Source organism: Subdoligranulum sp. APC924/74 (assembly GCF_003324125.1).
Classification (GTDB): domain Bacteria; phylum Bacillota; class Clostridia; order Oscillospirales; family Ruminococcaceae; genus Gemmiger; species Gemmiger qucibialis.
In genome coordinates, this window is sequence record NZ_PSQF01000062.1 from 1 (window position 1) to 16,905 (window position 16,905).

Below are 16,905 nucleotides of genomic sequence, written 5' to 3' on the forward strand. Positions count from 1 at the left end.
GCATCTGCGTTGCCAAAATGCTCGATAATGTCGGGTTGCGGTACCCGCATCGTGCTTCGGGGGCAAAAGCCCCTCGCACTCTGCGACCGCTGCCCCTGCTTCGGTTCGCTGTTTCCGCCACTGGCGGCGCTCACCTTTGCAGCATCCAGTATTATCTGCGCTTTTGGCTTGGCATCTGCCGCACCTCGCTCGCCGTATCGGTACTTAGAATTATGCGGTATTGCCCTATATTCCTGATGGCAGCAATAAGCACAGACACGGAATAGAACAAATAGAAAACCAGCCGCCGGCTTCAGGGATTTTCCCCTGCCCGGCGGCTGGTTTTGGTTTATTTTGCTTTATCCTGCCCGGATAAATATCAGCGGGTCAGCCCGCCTTTGCCGATAAACAGCAGGCGATCAGGCGATGACAAAGTGGTAGATCAGCGACACAGCAATGATGAGCGCACAGACCACTGCGGTGATGGGCGGTGCCCAATGGATGATACGCTCGGCCATTACATCGTCCTCGCTCTCCTCGTCATCATCCGCATAACGGCCACGGCGGGGTTCTTCGTCATCGTCGCTTTCCTCTTCCTCATCATCAAACATGCGGGTATGCTCGTCCTCTTCATCCTCTTCATCGGCAAACAGATGGCCTTGGGGGACATAGCGGCGCACGCGGTCCATTTCGGCGTTGGTTGCTTCGTCGTCCTCGTCCTCTTCTTCCGGTTCCTGGGCCGGGGCGGGCGGGGTGAACTGTGCGGTGGGCTCCTGGCTGATGGCTGCCTGAGCCGCGGCGGCGGTGGCAGCGGCCTGGGCTTCCTGGGCTGCCTGGGCTGCTGCGGGGTCAACGCCATTGGCCACGGCATTGATTTCGCGCTGCTGCTGTTCGGCGGCCTGCCGGGCTTCCTCCAGAATGCGGGTCAGAGTTGCCTTGATGTAAGCGCGGTCGCCGCCGCACTCGCTGCAGACGGAAACAGCTTCCTCGTTGGGGTGGAACGCACCGCAGGCGCAGAACCAGCCGTTTTCGGTATCCTGCGGGACGCAGGTCAGCATCTTATTGTTGGTGCGGGTCTGAAGTGTGCGGGCAATAGAGCCAGGCAGCACACGGGGGGCCTGCAGACGGACACGCTTATAATTACGCAGATCCACGCCGCGGCCGTTCAGGAAAGCACGGTCCTGCTCAATTTCCACGCTGGAAACCGGCGTATCGCTGACAAACACAGCGTCATCAGCACCAAACAGTTCGCCGGGCTGCACATTGAGCTGCTCATAATAGAAATCATCCTCGCACAGGATCTGACCAGAAGCATCTTTGCACTTGAAGTGGATGATAAAGCCGGTCAGCGGTTCTGTGCCAACATTCTTAAAGGTCAGGCAGACCGCAACTTCACCCGTGACATCCCCTTTCAGCAGCTCAACACGGACAAACTGGACCGGGCTTCCGGCAGTGTAGTAATTGGCACGGGATTGCGCCATCAGGGAAAAATTTTGATCCATTGTGTTTCACCTTGCCTCAATTTTCATCAGACGGTTCGGAGGGCTGTTCCGGCGCGGCGGGCTGCTCTGCCGATGCAGGGGCTGCGGCAGGCGCGGGGGTATCCAGCCCAAAGGGTGCCAGGTTTTCGCCTTTCATCAGGGCGTCAAACTCTTCGCCGCTGATCTTTTCGCGTTCCATCAGCACACCGGCCACACGGTGCAGCTCAGTCATGTGCTCGGTCAAAATGCGGCGGGCCGTCTCGTAAGATTCATCCATGATATCACGGATCTCATTATCAATTTCGGACGCCGTATTTTCGGAATAGCCCTTGCCCTGGCCAAAGTCTCGGCCAAGGAAGGTTTCGCCAGGGTCGGTGCCATAAACCACCGGGCCCATGCGCTCCGAGAAGCCATAGCGGGTCACCATGGCGCGGGCGGTATCCGTGGCACGCTGCAGGTCGTTGGAAGCACCGGTGGAGATATCATCCAGCACCAGCTGCTCCGCCACACGGCCGCCCAACAGGCAGACAATGTTCTCGTTCATGGCGGTCTTGGTCACATAGCTGGGGTCTTTTTCCGGCAGATACATGGTAAAGCCGCCTGCCGAACCACGCGGGATAATGCTGATCTGGTGCACGGGATCATGCGTTTTGCAGAAATAGCCGGTAATGGCATGGCCGGCCTCGTGGTAAGAGGTCAGGCGCTTTTCGGCATCGGTCACAACGCGGCTCTTCTTTTCGGGGCCAGCCACAACCTTGATGGAAGCTTCCTCGATTTCGGGTTCGGTGATGGCCTTTTTGCCCTTGCGCGCAGCCAGCAGGGCGGCTTCGTTGACAAGGTTTTCCAGGTCGGCACCGGAGAAGCCCGCGGTGGACTTGGCGATGGTTTTCAGGCTGACATCGGGGCCAAGGGGCTTGTTCTTGGTGTGAACGCGCAGAATCTCCTCGCGGCCCTTCACATCCGGCAGACCAACATAAACCTGACGGTCAAAACGGCCGGGACGCAGCAGAGCCTTATCCAGAATATCGGCGCGGTTGGTGGCAGCCATCACGATAACGCCGTCGTTGGCGTCAAAGCCGTCCATCTCAACCAGCAGCTGGTTCAGGGTCTGCTCGCGCTCGTCATGCCCGCCGCCAAGGCCGGCACCACGCTGACGGCCCACGGCATCGATCTCATCAATAAAGATGATAGAGGGCATTGTCTTTTTGGCTTTTTCAAACAAATCGCGCACACGGGATGCGCCAACGCCGACATACATTTCCACAAAGTCGGAACCGGAGATGGCATAGAACGGAACGCCGGCCTCGCCTGCACAGGCACGGGCCAGCAGCGTTTTGCCGGTGCCCGGAGGGCCGACAAGCAGAACGCCGTGGGGAATGCGCGCCCCCAGGGAGTTGAACTTTTCCGGTGCTTTCAGGAACTGAACCACTTCCTGGAGTTCAGCCTTTTCTTCATCCGCACCGGCAACATCGGCAAAGGTTGCCTTGCGCTGGCCTTCCTGCTGGTCCTTGACCTTGGCACGGCCAACATTCATCAGGCCGCCGCCACCGGCACCGCCGCGGTACATTGACATGAAGAGCAGCACCACGCTGCCGATCATAAAGGCGTACAGGATGATCTCAAACCAGGGCACGTTGGTCTTAACGGCGACCATATCGTACTGCATGGGCGCATCCGGGTTGGCTGCATTATACTGGTCGATATAATCCTTGAGGTAGAATTGCAGGAAATAAGAAGGATATGGCAGCTTGTAGGTAATGACCGCTGCCCCGCCGTTCTTGGGGGCGTAAGCATCGGTGTCATCGCCGTAAATTTCTGCAAGCAGGCCGTTGGATGTTTCGCTGGACGTGCCGGATTCCGGCAGCGGATGTTCACCTTCTTTCACGCTCATCTCGATAACGCCGGTGTTCAGGTCCAGGTTAAAGTAGGTGACCTGATTGGATTCAAAGTACCCCATGGCTTCGGACAACATCATGGTGCTCTTGCTGGAGGCAAACAGGCTGGAATAGCTGGAGATCATCACGAGTGCTGCCACCATCAGGACAGCGGCAATGATAATGCCGCTGAAACGCGGTTTGTGCTGCAAAAAATCAACTCCCTGTCAAAATCCGCCAAAACGGCGGGCGATTGGTTATTCTGCCAAGACAGAATTTTATTTGGAATATACTTCCGGTTTTAACACGCCGACATACGGCAGGTTGCGGTACTTTTCGTCATAGTCAAGGCCATAGCCCACAACAAATTCATCGGGCACTTCAAAACCGCAGTAGTCCGGCTCAATATCCACCTTGCGGCGGCTGGGCTTGCTGAGGATGGTGCACAGGCGCACGCTGTTGGGGCGGCGCAATTTCAGCATGGGCACCAAGTGAGACAACGTGACGCCAGTATCCAGAATATCCTCCACGATCAGAACATCCTTGCCGGAAAGATCCTGATCCAGGTCCTTGACGATCTTGACAAGGCCCGTAGAAGTGGTGTTGGCACCGCCATAGCTGGAAACCACCATAAAATCAATGCTGCAGGGTTCCGTGATGGCGCGCATCAAATCGGCCATGAACACCACGGAGCCTTTCAGGATAGACACCAGCAACAAATCTTTGCCCTCGTAATCGCGGCTGATCTGTGCCCCCAATTCAGCCACCTTGGCCTGCAGCTGCTCTTCCGAAATCAAAACCTTGGCGATATCATTGTTCATATCATGCATGATCTGTTCCTCCAATATTATGATCTTGTTCCTGCTCCGGAGCTGCAGGCTGGCGGCTTTGCCGAATCAACAGGATCTGCTTTGTCCCATCATCCGGGGACAAACCGTCCGCAAAGCCTGCCCCCCACAGCCAAAGCACCTGGCTACCGCAGGCCAGCAGCGGCATCAGCGTCCGTTCAGCCACAGGAACTTTTGCCTCATTCAGATATTTTTTGAGCGTTTTGCCAACGTGACGTCCCGCCGGGCGGAACGTATCGCCGGGTTGGCGGGTCCTCACAAAAATATTCTTATTTATTTTAGCATAATCTGCACAATAGGTGTAGTCTTTTTTCAAAAATGATGGATTTTTCAAAAAAACTTCATAATTTAGTTGTTGAATCTCCAGCTCATAGCCCCCTGGCAGGCAGTAAACGCCGGTTTTTAGCAGCTGGTGCGGCGCGGGAATGGCTTCCGGCTGCATTTTTAGCACTGAGCGGCAGTACAAAATGCCGTTTGCCGCGGTCCAGCAGGCATCCGGCGTCAGCTGTACCGCACCGTTGCCCTGCCGAACAATGGCCGCAAGAGCCTGCACATATTTTTCTTCAGGGTCACGCGCGCGGGCTGCCAGCATGCGCAGGGCAGCAGCCAGCACCGGGGCATCTGCCGCGGCAAGAATCGGGATGCTGTACCCGCCCCCGCAGGCAGCCTGCGCCAGCAGTTTTTCGGCCAGGTTTTCCAGCCAGATGTTCAGCTCCTGCAGCTGGTTGCACAGCCGCCCCACGGCCCGCTCTGCCGCCGGATTGATGGTTTGCAGCGCCGGAACAGCATAATGGCGGATACGGTTGCGGGCATAGGCATCGCTGAAATTGCTTTCGTCCTGAACATAGTGTTGCCCAAGGGCGGCGCAGTATGCCGTGGTATCGCTCCTTGTCAGGCACAAAAATGGACGGCGGTACACGCCCCGTACCGCCGGAATACCCGCCATGCCGTGCAGGCCGGTACCGCGCGCCATGCGGAACAACACCGTTTCCGCCTGGTCAGATAACGTATGCGCTGTGGCAATGCAGGCATGCTGCTGTGCGGCCAGCGCATCAAACCAGGTATAGCGCAGGCTGCGCGCCCAGTTCTCGCTGGGGTTTGGGGGAATCTGCACCCCGCTGGCAGCGGCATCGTACAAAAAGAACGGCACATGATGCGTGCGGCAGAACTGCGCCACAAAGCGGGCATCCGCATGGGCAGCTTCGCCCCGGATTCCGTGGTCCACATGGGCCGCCATGACGGTGATGCCAAGTTCCGCTTTGCAGCGCAGCAGAAAGCAGAGCAGCGCCATCGAATCCGCCCCGCCGGAGCAGGCAACGATGACACGGTCCCCCAACCGAAACAAACCCTGCCGGCGGCAATAGGCCAGCAAGGTTTGTTCCATCGTGTTTACTGGGTTTTGCAATGAATTGTCTGCGTCAGTACTGTTCATGGATCTCGTCCAGATTGCTGAACCGGGTATGGGCGCCATCCCAGCCAAGGCGGACCACACTGGTTTCGCCATGGCGGTTTTTGGCCACGATACATTCGGCTTCGTTTTCGTTCGCCTGTTCGGTTTCGCCGTTCTGGGAATTGTAATAGGCAGCGCGGTACAGGAAGAGCACCACGTCCGCATCCTGTTCGATAGAGCCGGAATCACGCAGGTCTGAAAGCTGGGGGCGGTGGTCCGAGCGACCCGCTGTTTTTTCGGCAGCACGGGAAAGCTGGGACAGCGCAATGACAGGAACGTTCAGTTCCTTGGCCATAATTTTCAGGTTCCGGGTGATATCGCTGATTTCCTGCACGCGGCTTTCGGTGCGCTTGGCGGACTGCATCAACTGCAAATAGTCGATGATGACCAGACCGATCTTATCCCGTTTGGGGTCCTGGTTGATCTGGCGGATTTTTGCCTTGATTTCCGGCACCGAAATACCGGAGGAATCATCCATGTAAATGGGAACGTTATACAACAGTGACGTTGCATTGGCAAAGTCGTTCCAGTCGGAGTTGTTCAGGCGGCCGGTGCGGAATGCCTGGCTGTCAATGCCTGCGGTGCTGGAAAGGATGCGGTCGGTCAGCTGTTCGCAGGTCATTTCCAAGCTGAAAATGACGGTCGGTATCTTTTGCAGGCGGGCCACATTGGTAGCAATGTTCAGCGCAAAACTGGTTTTGCCCATACCGGGGCGGGCCGCCAGAATAATCAGGTCCGAACGGCCAAGGCCGGTCAGGATATTATCCAGATAGTTGAAGCCTGTGGGGATACCGGCAAATTTATCACGGTCCGCACCGGACAGCTTTTGCATGGTATCAATAACTTCCAGGATAGACTCCTGAATGGTTTTAACGCCGGAGCGGTCCTGGCCGTTGCGGATATCGTACAGCTTTTGCTCGGCGCTTTCCAGCAGCAGGTCAGAATCGGATTCCTCGCTGGACTGCTGCAGGATATCGCGGGCTGCTTCGATCAGACGGCGGGTTTGATATTTTTCCTTGACGATCTTGATGTAAGAATCGACGTTGGAAATCGCCGGGACGGTTTCCGCAATGCGGGTAATGTACACTTTGGCATCATCTGCGCCCTTGAACACACCGTTCTGAGCCAGAGAGTCCACCAGAGTGATAACGTCCACCGCTTCGCTTTCGCTGAACAGGCGGCGCATTTCCTCATAGACGGCCCGGTTCTGCTCCGAATAGAACATATCGGGGTCCATCTCGGTGATCAGGCGGTTCAGGATGGTTTCATCCATCAGCGCTGCGCCAAGCACGCTTTGTTCCGCCTGCATGTTATACGGCAGCTGAATGCCCAGGCTGGACAAGCTTAATTCATTGTTTGCCATTCAGGCACCTCCCTGCCGTTTTTGTTGGAATGTAATTACAAGACCCCCTGCCAATTACAGCGGAGCCTCCTCGACCTTGACCTTGAACGCGGCCACAACACCCACATGCAGGCGGACTTTGGCATCATAACTGCCAAACTCCTTGATGCTGGCGGGCATTTCGATTTTTTTCTTGTCGATTTCGGTGCCGGTCAGCTTGTACAACTGTTCGGCAACTTCCTTTGCGGTCACTTTGCCGTGCAGCTTGCCGGAAGCGCCCCCCTTGACCTTGACAGAAACGATCTGGCCCTTGATCTTGGCAGCCAGTTCTTCAGCAGCAGCCTTAGCTTCGGCTTCATGGTGGGCTTTGGCTTCGCTCTTGGTGCGGGCGGTGTTCACAGCGTCAGCATCGGCCACTGCAGCCAGACCGCGCGGGAACAGGAAGTTGCGGGCGTAACCGTCCGACACTTCATGGATTTCATCCTTTTTACCAATGCTCTTGACATCCTGTTTGAGAATAACTTTCATCGTGGTGGTTCCCCTCTCTATGTAGTAATTGATATAATTTTCTGCCATTGGCAGGGATTCGCTGATAATTTAATTTGTTAAACTGCACCCACCAGTTCTTCCTGGCATTCCTGGTTGGCGCGGTATTCGTCGATCTGCGCGCGGATGCGGGCTTCGGCTTCCTTTACGGTACAATCACGCAGCTGGGCACCGGCCATCGTCAGGTGGCCGCCGCCGCCCAAGGGCTCCAGAATGACCTGTACGTTCAGCGCCCCCATGCTGCGGGCGGAGATGTTGACACCGCCGTTTTTGGCGATTGCCACAAAGCTGGCATCCACGCCGTTGATGGTCAGCAGGTCATTGGCTGCCATGGGCAGAACCACACTCATGGCGGGGTCAAGCTCATCCGAAGTGGCGATAGCGCAGCCTTTGTAGAGGTAAGCGCCCTCCACAATAGCGGCGCGGGCTTCGTATTCTTCTTTGGAAATATTGAACAGGCGCTTGGTCGCGGCGGTTTCGGCCCCGCGGCTGCGCAGCCAGGCGGCAGCCTCAAAGGTACGCACGCCGACATGCAGCGCAAAACTGCGGGTATCCAGCATGATGCCAGACAGCAGCGCCTGGGCTTCCAACTGAGTGATGTTGTTTTGGGCGGGCATGAATTGCAGCAGTTCACACACCAGCTCGCTGGCGCTGGAAGCAAAGGGTTCATGATACAAAAGGATCGGGTTATCAATATGCCCTACCGCCATGCGGTGATGGTCGATAACAACCACGCGGCTGCATTTTTCGTAAATCTTTTGGTCTTCCAGCAGGCGCTTTTGGTATGTATCGGTTACAATCAGCAGAGTTTTGGGGGTAATGAGCTTATAGGTTTCTTCCGGCTCAATAAAGTTGTGGTCCTCCCCTGCTTTGTTGAACACATCCAGCAGCTGGCCCGCCAGCGTTGCCTTGCTGCGCACTGCGATGACCGAAGGCACATCGCACATTTTGCACATGCGCAGCAAACCGATGGCGGAGCCGATGGCATCCAAATCGCTCTGGCGGTGGCCCATGATAATGACGCTGTCGCTCTGGCGGATCTGGTCTGCCAGGGCGTTGGCAATGATGCGGCTGCGCACATGGCTGCGCTTTTCGACACCATGGGAAATGCCGCCGAAGAACTCAAAGCCATCGACTGTTTTCACGGCAGCCTGGTCGCCGCCGCGGCCCAAGGCAATATCAATGCTTTCGCGGGCCATCTCCTGGCATTCCTGCATAGTAGCGCCGCCATGGCCTACGCCGATGGAAAGGGTGAGCATTCCGCCGGGGTGCAACGCACGCACTTTATCCAGAATATCAAAGCGTTCTTCCATCATCCAGCGGATATCCCGCTCTTCCACCACCGCAATATAGCGGCTGTTGGACACCTTGCGCAGGAAGCCGGTCGTGCGGCCGATATATTCTTCCAGCAGGGTGTTGATGGCCTCCAGCTCGTGCGCCTGCTCGGAGTCCTTCATATCGTTGAACAGCTCGTCATAGCTGTCCACCCCAATAATCAGGTAAGCCGGGCGGCTGGCAGTGTATTCATCCAGCGTGTTTTTGTAGAACGTATCGTTGACCAAAAACAGCAATGTGCCCGTTTTGCTGCTGCGGCTGGTTATGGCATAGGCCGTGTAGCGGTTTTCGTCAATGGTCAGGTCCTGGCCGTGGGCGCGGGCACAGACGGAAAGGTCAATGCCGGTCATCAGGCGGTCCGGTGCAGCCAGCAGGGCATCCTGCCCCGCCAGGATCTGCTCCCGGAAGGCCGGATTATACCACACCACGGAGCCTTCGGTAATCAGGGCAGTGGGGATGGAAAAATCCGCCAGCGAATACTGGGTCTTGCTGCCCTCAAAGTTGGTTCCGCACAGCATATCGGCCACAAAGCGCCGCAGCCGGCGGATGCCAAGCACCGCCACCACCAACGCAAACACTACAAGCAGCGCCGGTGCCAGCAGCCAGCGCGGGTTGCTGAACGCCAGCGGCACAGCCAGAGCGATGCACGCAACGAGCAGCAAAAAGATAATGACAAAGATATCACGTCTCAGCTTGTTTTTCATCATCGTTCCTCGGTGCCTGCAATGTGGGGCAGGCGGTCACGGTCAGATATGGTTTGGATCAAACTTCCATCAGAATGGGCAGAATCATGGGGCTGCGCTTGGTTTTGCGGTAGATATAGCTGGAAAGCGCCTCCCGCACGCGGGATTTCACGCTGGCCCAGTCGTGCATGTTATCTGCCATACTGCGGTCAAGGGCCATTTCAACCTGCACGCGGGCACCGTCCATCAGCTCCTCGCTTTCCCGCACATAGACAAAGCCGCGGGAAACCAGGTCCGGGCCGGAAAGCAGCTGGCCGGTGCTGCCATCCACGGCTGCGGTAACGATGATGATACCGTCCTCCGACAGGTGGTGGCGGTCACGCAGGACCACATTGCCCACATCGCCCACGCCATAGCCATCCACCATCACGGCACCGGCGGGCACAGTGCCCTCCACTGCCATGCCATCGCGGGAAAGGCGGATGTTCTGGCCATTTTCAGCAATATAAATATTCTGCTTGGGGATATAGCCCAGGTGCTCCGCCGTTTCGGCGTGGCGCTTGAGCTGCTTGAACTCGCCGTGAACCGGCAGGAAATACTGCGGGTGGGCAAGGGTCAGCATCAGCTTCTGCTCTTCCTGGCAGGCGTGGCCGGAAACATGGGTATCGTACATGTTTTCGTAAATGACCTCTGCGCCCAGGGCCAGAAGGCCGTTGACTACCTTGGTCACGGTCTTTTCGTTGCCGGGGATGGGGCGAGCCGAGATAATGATAAAGTCAGTGGGGCCGACCTTGACGGTACGGTGGCTGGCCTGCGCCATACGGGACAGAGCGGACAGCGGTTCGCCCTGGCTGCCGGTGGTGATAAGGACAACCTTTTCCGGCGGGTATTTGTTGATCTCCTCGATATCGATCAGCACATTATCCGGCGCATGCAGATACCCCAGCTCCCGCGCCATTTCGGTGTTGGAAACCATGCTGCGGCCATTGACAGCCACCTTGCGGCCATACTCAATGGCCAGGTCAATGATCTGCTGGATGCGGTAGATGTTGGAAGCAAAGGTTGCCACGATAATGCGGCGGTTTTTGGCGCGGGCAAACAGGCTGCGCACCCCTTCGGCCACAGTCTGCTCGGTTGCCGTAAAGCCGGGGCGCTCCGCGTTGGTAGAATCCGCCAGCAAAGCCAGCACGCCGCGGCGGCCATACTCCGCAATGGTGGAAAGGTCGGTAACGGCATCGCCGGAAAGCGGCGTGTAGTCGATCTTGAAGTCGCCGGTATGCAGCACGATGCCTGCCGGGCAGTCAATGGCAAACGCCAGAGAATCCGGGATGGAGTGGTTGACATGGATGGGCTCCACCGTAAAGCAGCCAAGGCGCACTTTCTGGCGGGGACGGATCTCATGGAACTCTGCACTGGAGGCAAGACCGTGCTCCTCCAGCTTGTTTTTGATCAGGCCAATGGTCAAACGTGCAGTGTAAATGGGCACGTTGAACTTTTTGAGCAGATACGGCAGGCTGCCGATATGGTCTTCGTGGCCATGGGTAATGAACAGGCCCTTGATGCGGTCCTTATTTTCCAATACATAGGTGAAATCCGGAATGACAAGGTCCACGCCGAACATATCGGAATCCGGGAACACCAGGCCGCAGTCCACCAGGATCATATCGCCCTGGCATTCATACAGGGTGATGTTTTTGCCAACTTCGCCCAGGCCGCCCAGCGGGCAGATGTGCATGGGAACAGCCGGGGTGGAAGCATCATAATAATGCTGCTTATAGCTGCGGCGCTGCGGGCTGCGGGGGCGCTGCACCGGGGCCGGAGCTGCTGCATTCACCGCATTGTTCGCTGCAGCCTGCTGGGGCTGCGGGGCACGGCGGCGCTGCGGCTTGCGGTGCTGGGGCTGTGGTTTTTCCGCCGCTGCCTGCGGGGCGCTGGCCGCGGGGGCAGGCGCACCGGGTTTGCGGTTCTGGTTATTATTATTTGCGCGCGGGGCACGGCGGGTGTAATTGCTGCGGCCCTGCTGGCGGGGGCGTTTTTCGTTGTTGTGATCTTCCATTGCATAACCTCCATATTGTATTCGGCCAGGGTTGGTGGTTACACACACGGTAAGCACCGTACCCCGGACGTGATGTTTTGTCGCATGTAAAATTTGTACGGCACTGTGCCGATTTACTGAATCAAGGTTGGACGCGAAGAGTTCAGCCGAAAGGCTGCAACCGGGTCCTGAATCAAACTACGACATTGCAATTAAATCTATTATAAGGCGCAGCGGGGGCATTGTCAAATAGTATGCCGGACGCATTTATGGACAAATTACACAAAAGCTTGCAGGGCTGGGCAAAATCGCGTATAATTATTTTTATAGTAAAGCGGCAGGGTTCCGGGCATTGCGGCTGGCCGATAAGGTACAGCGGAAAGCAAAGAAAAGGATGCCATTTTCCGGCACGCCCTGATGCCAGTATTGCCGCAGCAAAACGAGGGTAACATGAAACACATCGAAATTTATACCGACGGTGCCTGCAGCGGCAACCCCGGCCCCGGCGGTTGGGGCGCAATCCTGCGCTTCCGCACCGGAGAAAAGGTGTATGAGAAAGAGATTTCCGGCGGCGAGGCCGGAACCACCAACAACCGCATGGAGCTGACCGGCCTGCTGGAAGCCCTGCGCCAGCTGAAAGAGCCCTGTGACATTGACCTGTACAGCGACAGCCAGTATGTGATCAACGGGCTGGAAAAGGGCTGGGCCAAGGGCTGGCGCAAGCGCGGCTGGAAAAAGGCAGACAAATCCCCCGCCTTGAACCCCGACCTTTGGGCACCGCTGCTGGAAGAAAGCGAGAAGCATGTGATCCACTACCACTGGCTGAAAGGCCACGCAGGCCACCCCGAAAACGAGCGTTGCGACCGCTTGGCCGTGGAGCAAAGCAAAAAATACGGCGGAAAGCAGGCCTGACGCACTGCGCACCGCTGATACAGGAGGATATTATGGACGGAGCACTGGGTTTTAATACATTTGAAAAGCAGGATAAAGTTCTAGTTGGGCTGAACGGCGGCATGGACGCTGCCGTTACTGTGCGCATTTTGCAGGAGCAGGGCTTTGCCGTACAGGCCGCACTGGTGCATTTTGCCGGGATGGCCGACGATGCCGTGGAGACCGCGCAGAACGCCGCCAAGGCGCTGGATGTAACCCTGCACGTGATTGAAGCAGCGGACACTGCCGCGGACGAACTGCTGAAGTTCCAGCTGCTGATGCAGACGGCTGATAAGCTCGACTGCCGTTTTATCTCCACTGGCCATTATGCCCGCGTGGAGCAGGACGCCGATGAGTGCCGCCTGTGCGCCCCAGAGCGCGCAGAGTGCGACCAGACCGCCCTGCTGGAAGTTCTGCCACAGGAAATTCTGGCACGGCTGATCCTGCCGCTGGGTGAATTCGACAAGGAATCCGTGCAGGAAATTGCGCAGGATATCGGCTGCGCGGAATAAATTGCCGCAAACGAACGCAGATGTTTGGATAGAAATGCAGAGCTGCGGATTCCAATGGTTCAGAGATTTATGAAAAAGGCATGTGCTTGAATGATAGCACATGCCTTTTTGTTTTACTGTTCTTTTGTTCTCTGTTCTTTATGAGATGAGCGTCTGAGAAAAGCAACGGAAATCAAGTGACCCAAAGCCATCTTATTTCTTTTTGTTTTTCTTTTCCTGGCGCTCCTGCTCTTTGATCAGGCGCTTGCGCTTCTGCTTTTCGGTTTCCACGCGGGGCCAGGGGTTCCAGGTGCCCTCGTTTTCGTGCATCCAGTGGGCGAAGGGATACAAAAGGATGGCCAAACCGCCCAGCAGAATCAGCAGGTAGATGGCGGTGGACAGATTGACCGCCATATCCAGCGCGCCAAGGGCCGCCATCAAAAAGCCGGCATACATGGCGAACTGCCCATTATAGCAGACATAGCGGTTCCAGTTTTCTTCTTTTATGGCGTCCCGCCCCTGGTCCCCCCAGATGCGGGGATTTTTGGTAACGGCATAACCGTAATACGCCAGCACAAGGCCGACAACAAGCATAAACTGGAACATAGCGTCTCCTCACTTTGGGCTGTATATTACAGGCCCATTTTTTTGTAGAATGGGGTAAAATCAAAGGTAGCAAAATAGTCTGCCGGGGTCTCGGCGCGGCGGATCAGTTGGTGAGAGCCATCCTCGCACAGCAGCACTTCGGCGCTGCGCAGCTTGCCGTTGTAGTTATATCCCATCGAGAAGCCATGGGCACCGGTATCGTGGATGACCAGCACATCGCCCATATCGATCTTGGGCAGCATACGGTCAATGGCAAACTTATCATTGTTCTCGCACAGACCGCCGACCACATCGTATTTATGGTCGCAGGGGGCGTTCTCTTTGCCCAGCACGGTGATGTGGTGGTAGGAACCGTACATGGCCGGGCGCATCAGGTTGGCAGCGCAGGCATCCAGGCCGATATACTCTTTATAAATGTGCTTTTCGTGGATGGCTGTGGCAACCAGGCAGCCATACGGAGCCAGCATAAAGCGCCCCATCTCGGTAAAGATGGCAACGTCGCCCATACCGGCGGGCACCAGGATCTCCTCAAACTTTTTGCGGACACCCTCGCCAATGGCCAGGATATCATTGGAGCGCTGCTCCGGCTTGTAGGCAACGCCGACGCCGCCGGACAGGTTGATGAACTTGATGTGTGCACCGGTCTTTTGGTGCAGACGCACAGCCAGGTTGAACAGGATACCGGCCAGTTCCGGGTAATAATCATCGGTAACGGTATTGCTGGCCAGGAAAGCATGGATGCCGAAGTTCTTTGCACCCAGTGCCATCAGGCGGGTATAAGCTTCGGTCATCTGCTCTTCGGACATGCCGTACTTGGAATCGCCGGGGTTATCCATGATGCCGTTGCCCAGGTCAAAGGTTCCGCCGGGGTTAAAGCGGCAGCAGATCGTTTCGGGGATACCTGCCACATTCTTGAGGAAATCCACATGGGTCAGGTCGTCCAGGTTAATGTAAGCGCCCAGGTCATACGCCTTCTTCATGTCCTGCACCGGCGTTTCGTTGGAGGAGAACATGATATCGCTGCCGCTGAAGCCACAGGCTTCGCTCAGCAGCAGTTCGGTGTAGCTGGAGCAGTCCACGCCGCAGCCTTCCTCTTTCAGGATGCGCAGCAGGTACGGGTTGGGGGTTGCCTTAACGGCAAAATACTCCTTAAAACCTTTGTTCCATGCAAAAGCTTTGTTGACAAGGCGTGCATTGGCGCGGATGCCTTTTTCGTCATAAAGATGGAACGGGGTAGGCACATCGGCAATAATTTCCTGTGCCTGCTCAAGGGTGATGAACGGTTTCTTTTCCGGCATAATAATACTTCCTTCCCTCTTGTTGCGCGGCGCGGCACTTCCCCTGCCCTTTTTTGCACATACAGGGCGTATGCGGCCCGCTGGGGCGTACCGTAAAGCAAACGTGGTGAAAATATTCCACCCGCTTGTTTGCTTATTCGATACGCTCTGACCCTCTATGAATAAATATACAGTTATTATATTGCTTTTGCCGCCGCAGGGCAAGAGCTTTTTGAAAAAATGCCGGAATGGTGCAAAAATGCCCCGCATACCGCAGGGCATGCAGGGCAAAAGCATGGATCGTGATAAAAATTCAGGGGGTCAATCCCCTACCGCGCTGTGCCGCATGGCAAGGTGGCCGGCAAGCAGGCGGTTTTCCAGGTGTTTGACCGTCCACAGGTAAGCCGGGTACAGGAACAGGCAGGCCGCCACCCAGGCTACCGGGTTGGACAGCTCTGCGCCAAAATAGCCCAGCACCGGAATCAGCACCAGGGCGATAACGGTACGCGCCACCATTTCGGCCACACCGGCCATCATGGCAAGTGTGGAATAGCCCAGCCCCTGAATGGTATAGCGCCATACGATGAGCGCGCCGAGCGGGATAAAGAACAGACTGTTCCAGAACATATAATCTCGCGCCATCGCCACGATCTCAACCTCGGTCTTGGTATCCAGGAAGAGGCCGATGATCACGACATCGCCAAAGTGCAGGGCAATAAAAGCAAGGACGGAATAAGCAACCACCATAATGTAGGAGCTTTTTACACCGCTGCGCACACGGTCCAGCCGGGCCGCGCCAAGGTTCTGGCCCGCATAGGTTGCCATAGCGGTGCCGATGCTTTCCAACGCACAGGAGAGCAGGTTTTGGGTTTTGCCCGCAGCCGTAATGGCGGCAACCACAGAGCTGCCCAGCCCGTTGACGGCCCACTGCATTATAACGCCGCCCACGGCCGTGATGGTACACTGCAGGCCCATGGGCAGGCCCATAGCAGACAGGCGGCGGCAGGTAGAGCGGCTGTATTTCCATTCATCCCGCGTCATATGCAGGATCTTGAACTTTTTGATCAAATAGATCAGGCTGATCACGCCGGAGATTGCCTGCGAAACATCGGTTGCCACAGCGGCACCCAAAACACCCATATTAAAGTTGATGATGAGCACCAGATCCAGCACAATGTTGACAGCGCTGGTCAGCACCAGGAAGTAAAGCGGGGTTTTGCTGTCGCCCAAAGCGCGCATGATGGCCGAAACCATATTATAGAGAAAAACAAAGGGAATTCCTGCAAAGATCCAGCCAATGTAGGTGCTGGCACCATCAATAATGTCCGCCGGGGTCTGCATCAGCTCCATAATGGGGCGGGTCAGCGCCACCGTGACAACGGTAAGCACAACACCCCAGGCAATGCACAGCCAGGTTGCATTGGCCACATGGCGGCGCAGGTCGCTGTCATCATGGGCACCAAACAGCTGTGCGATGGGGATAGCAAAGCCGTTGCACATGCCAATAACAAAACCCAGGATCAGATAGTTGACCGAGCCGGTAGCGCCAACTGCCGCCAGCGCATTGACACCGACAAAACGGCCCACAATGATGGTATCTGCCAGGCTGTAAAACTGCTGGAACAGGTTGCCCAGCATCAGCGGCAGGGTGAACAACAGGATGATTTTGAACGGATTTCCGCTCGTTAAATCTTTGGTCATATGCGTTCCCTCAACAAGATCATTTTTCCACACAAAACAACGCGCAAAAGTAAAAAAGAGGGTGGTTGGCACCCTGTTTTGCTCAAGCGCGGAGTTAATTATACTATAACAAAACAAAAAATCAAGTGGGCTGCAAAGAAAAATATATTCTCCCAAAGCAGCGGCTGAATTGTATGCTTTTACAGCGCCACTGGAGCTCACGCCGAACAGCCAACAAGAAGAGCCGCACACCCGAAGGTGTACGGCTTACTTTGGCAGGGGTAGAAGGATTCGAACCCTCGGCACGCGGTTTTGGAGACCGCTGCTCTACCAACTGAGCTATGCCCC

The 16,905-nt window shown here is 56.3% G+C and carries 13 protein-coding genes; 2 read left to right on the forward strand and 11 right to left on the reverse strand.

The window, feature by feature from the left end:
- Positions 1-398 precede the first annotated feature (398 nt).
- The 8 genes from C4885_RS11965 to C4885_RS12000 form a co-directional block, all read right to left on the reverse strand.
- Positions 399-1,481 carry a hypothetical protein gene (locus C4885_RS11965; protein ID WP_114000555.1) on the reverse strand — a complete coding sequence of 361 codons (1,083 nt, stop codon included), beginning with the start codon at positions 1,479-1,481 and terminating at the stop codon, positions 399-401.
- Between the two features lie 16 nt (positions 1,482-1,497).
- The gene (gene ftsH, locus C4885_RS11970; RefSeq protein WP_114000565.1) at positions 1,498-3,498 is read right to left on the reverse strand and encodes an ATP-dependent zinc metalloprotease FtsH; all 2,001 of its coding nucleotides are present in this window, start codon (positions 3,496-3,498) and stop codon (positions 1,498-1,500) included.
- 114 nt (positions 3,499-3,612) lie between these two features.
- Entirely contained in the window at positions 3,613-4,155 is a 543-nt protein-coding gene (gene hpt / locus C4885_RS11975; RefSeq protein WP_114000566.1) for a hypoxanthine phosphoribosyltransferase, read from the reverse strand.
- 1 nt (position 4,156) lies between these two features.
- On the reverse strand, positions 4,157-5,614 hold the full coding sequence (gene tilS / locus C4885_RS11980; protein ID WP_158538887.1) for a tRNA lysidine(34) synthetase TilS: 1,458 nt from the start codon (positions 5,612-5,614) through the stop codon (positions 4,157-4,159).
- A complete protein-coding gene (dnaB, locus tag C4885_RS11985; protein WP_114000557.1) occupies positions 5,601-6,995 on the reverse strand; it encodes a replicative DNA helicase in 1,395 nt (464 codons plus the stop codon). Before dnaB ends, tilS begins: the two co-directional genes overlap by 14 nt.
- Positions 6,996-7,049: 54 nt before the next feature.
- Positions 7,050-7,502 (reverse strand): 50S ribosomal protein L9, encoded by a 453-nt coding sequence (rplI, locus tag C4885_RS11990; RefSeq protein ID WP_114000558.1) that lies wholly within the window; start codon positions 7,500-7,502, stop codon positions 7,050-7,052.
- A gap of 77 nt (positions 7,503-7,579) precedes the next feature.
- Positions 7,580-9,559, reverse strand: coding sequence for a DHH family phosphoesterase (locus C4885_RS11995; RefSeq protein WP_114000559.1), 1,980 nt, complete (start codon positions 9,557-9,559; stop codon positions 7,580-7,582).
- Between the two features lie 58 nt (positions 9,560-9,617).
- A complete protein-coding gene (locus tag C4885_RS12000; RefSeq protein ID WP_242979591.1) occupies positions 9,618-11,594 on the reverse strand; it encodes a ribonuclease J in 1,977 nt (658 codons plus the stop codon).
- Positions 11,595-12,023: 429 nt separating this feature from the next.
- Here C4885_RS12000 and rnhA point away from each other — a divergent pair, with 429 nt between their 5' ends.
- Together rnhA and C4885_RS12010 are read left to right on the forward strand one after the other, a co-directional pair.
- Positions 12,024-12,485 carry a ribonuclease HI gene (rnhA, locus tag C4885_RS12005; protein WP_114000560.1) on the forward strand — a complete coding sequence of 154 codons (462 nt, stop codon included), beginning with the start codon at positions 12,024-12,026 and terminating at the stop codon, positions 12,483-12,485.
- 32 nt (positions 12,486-12,517) lie between these two features.
- Positions 12,518-13,015 (forward strand): hypothetical protein, encoded by a 498-nt coding sequence (locus C4885_RS12010; protein WP_114000561.1) that lies wholly within the window; start codon positions 12,518-12,520, stop codon positions 13,013-13,015.
- 192 nt (positions 13,016-13,207) lie between these two features.
- On the opposite strand, the gene C4885_RS12015 is transcribed toward C4885_RS12010, so the two are convergent.
- From C4885_RS12015 to C4885_RS12025, 3 genes are all read right to left on the reverse strand, one after another.
- Positions 13,208-13,600 carry a hypothetical protein gene (locus C4885_RS12015; protein ID WP_114000562.1) on the reverse strand — a complete coding sequence of 131 codons (393 nt, stop codon included), beginning with the start codon at positions 13,598-13,600 and terminating at the stop codon, positions 13,208-13,210.
- A 26-nt stretch (positions 13,601-13,626) separates the two neighbouring features.
- Entirely contained in the window at positions 13,627-14,898 is a 1,272-nt protein-coding gene (locus C4885_RS12020) for a diaminopimelate decarboxylase (RefSeq protein ID WP_114000563.1), read from the reverse strand.
- 300 nt (positions 14,899-15,198) lie between these two features.
- A complete protein-coding gene (locus C4885_RS12025; RefSeq protein WP_114000564.1) occupies positions 15,199-16,578 on the reverse strand; it encodes an MATE family efflux transporter in 1,380 nt (459 codons plus the stop codon).
- Between the last annotated feature and the right edge of the window lie 327 nt (positions 16,579-16,905).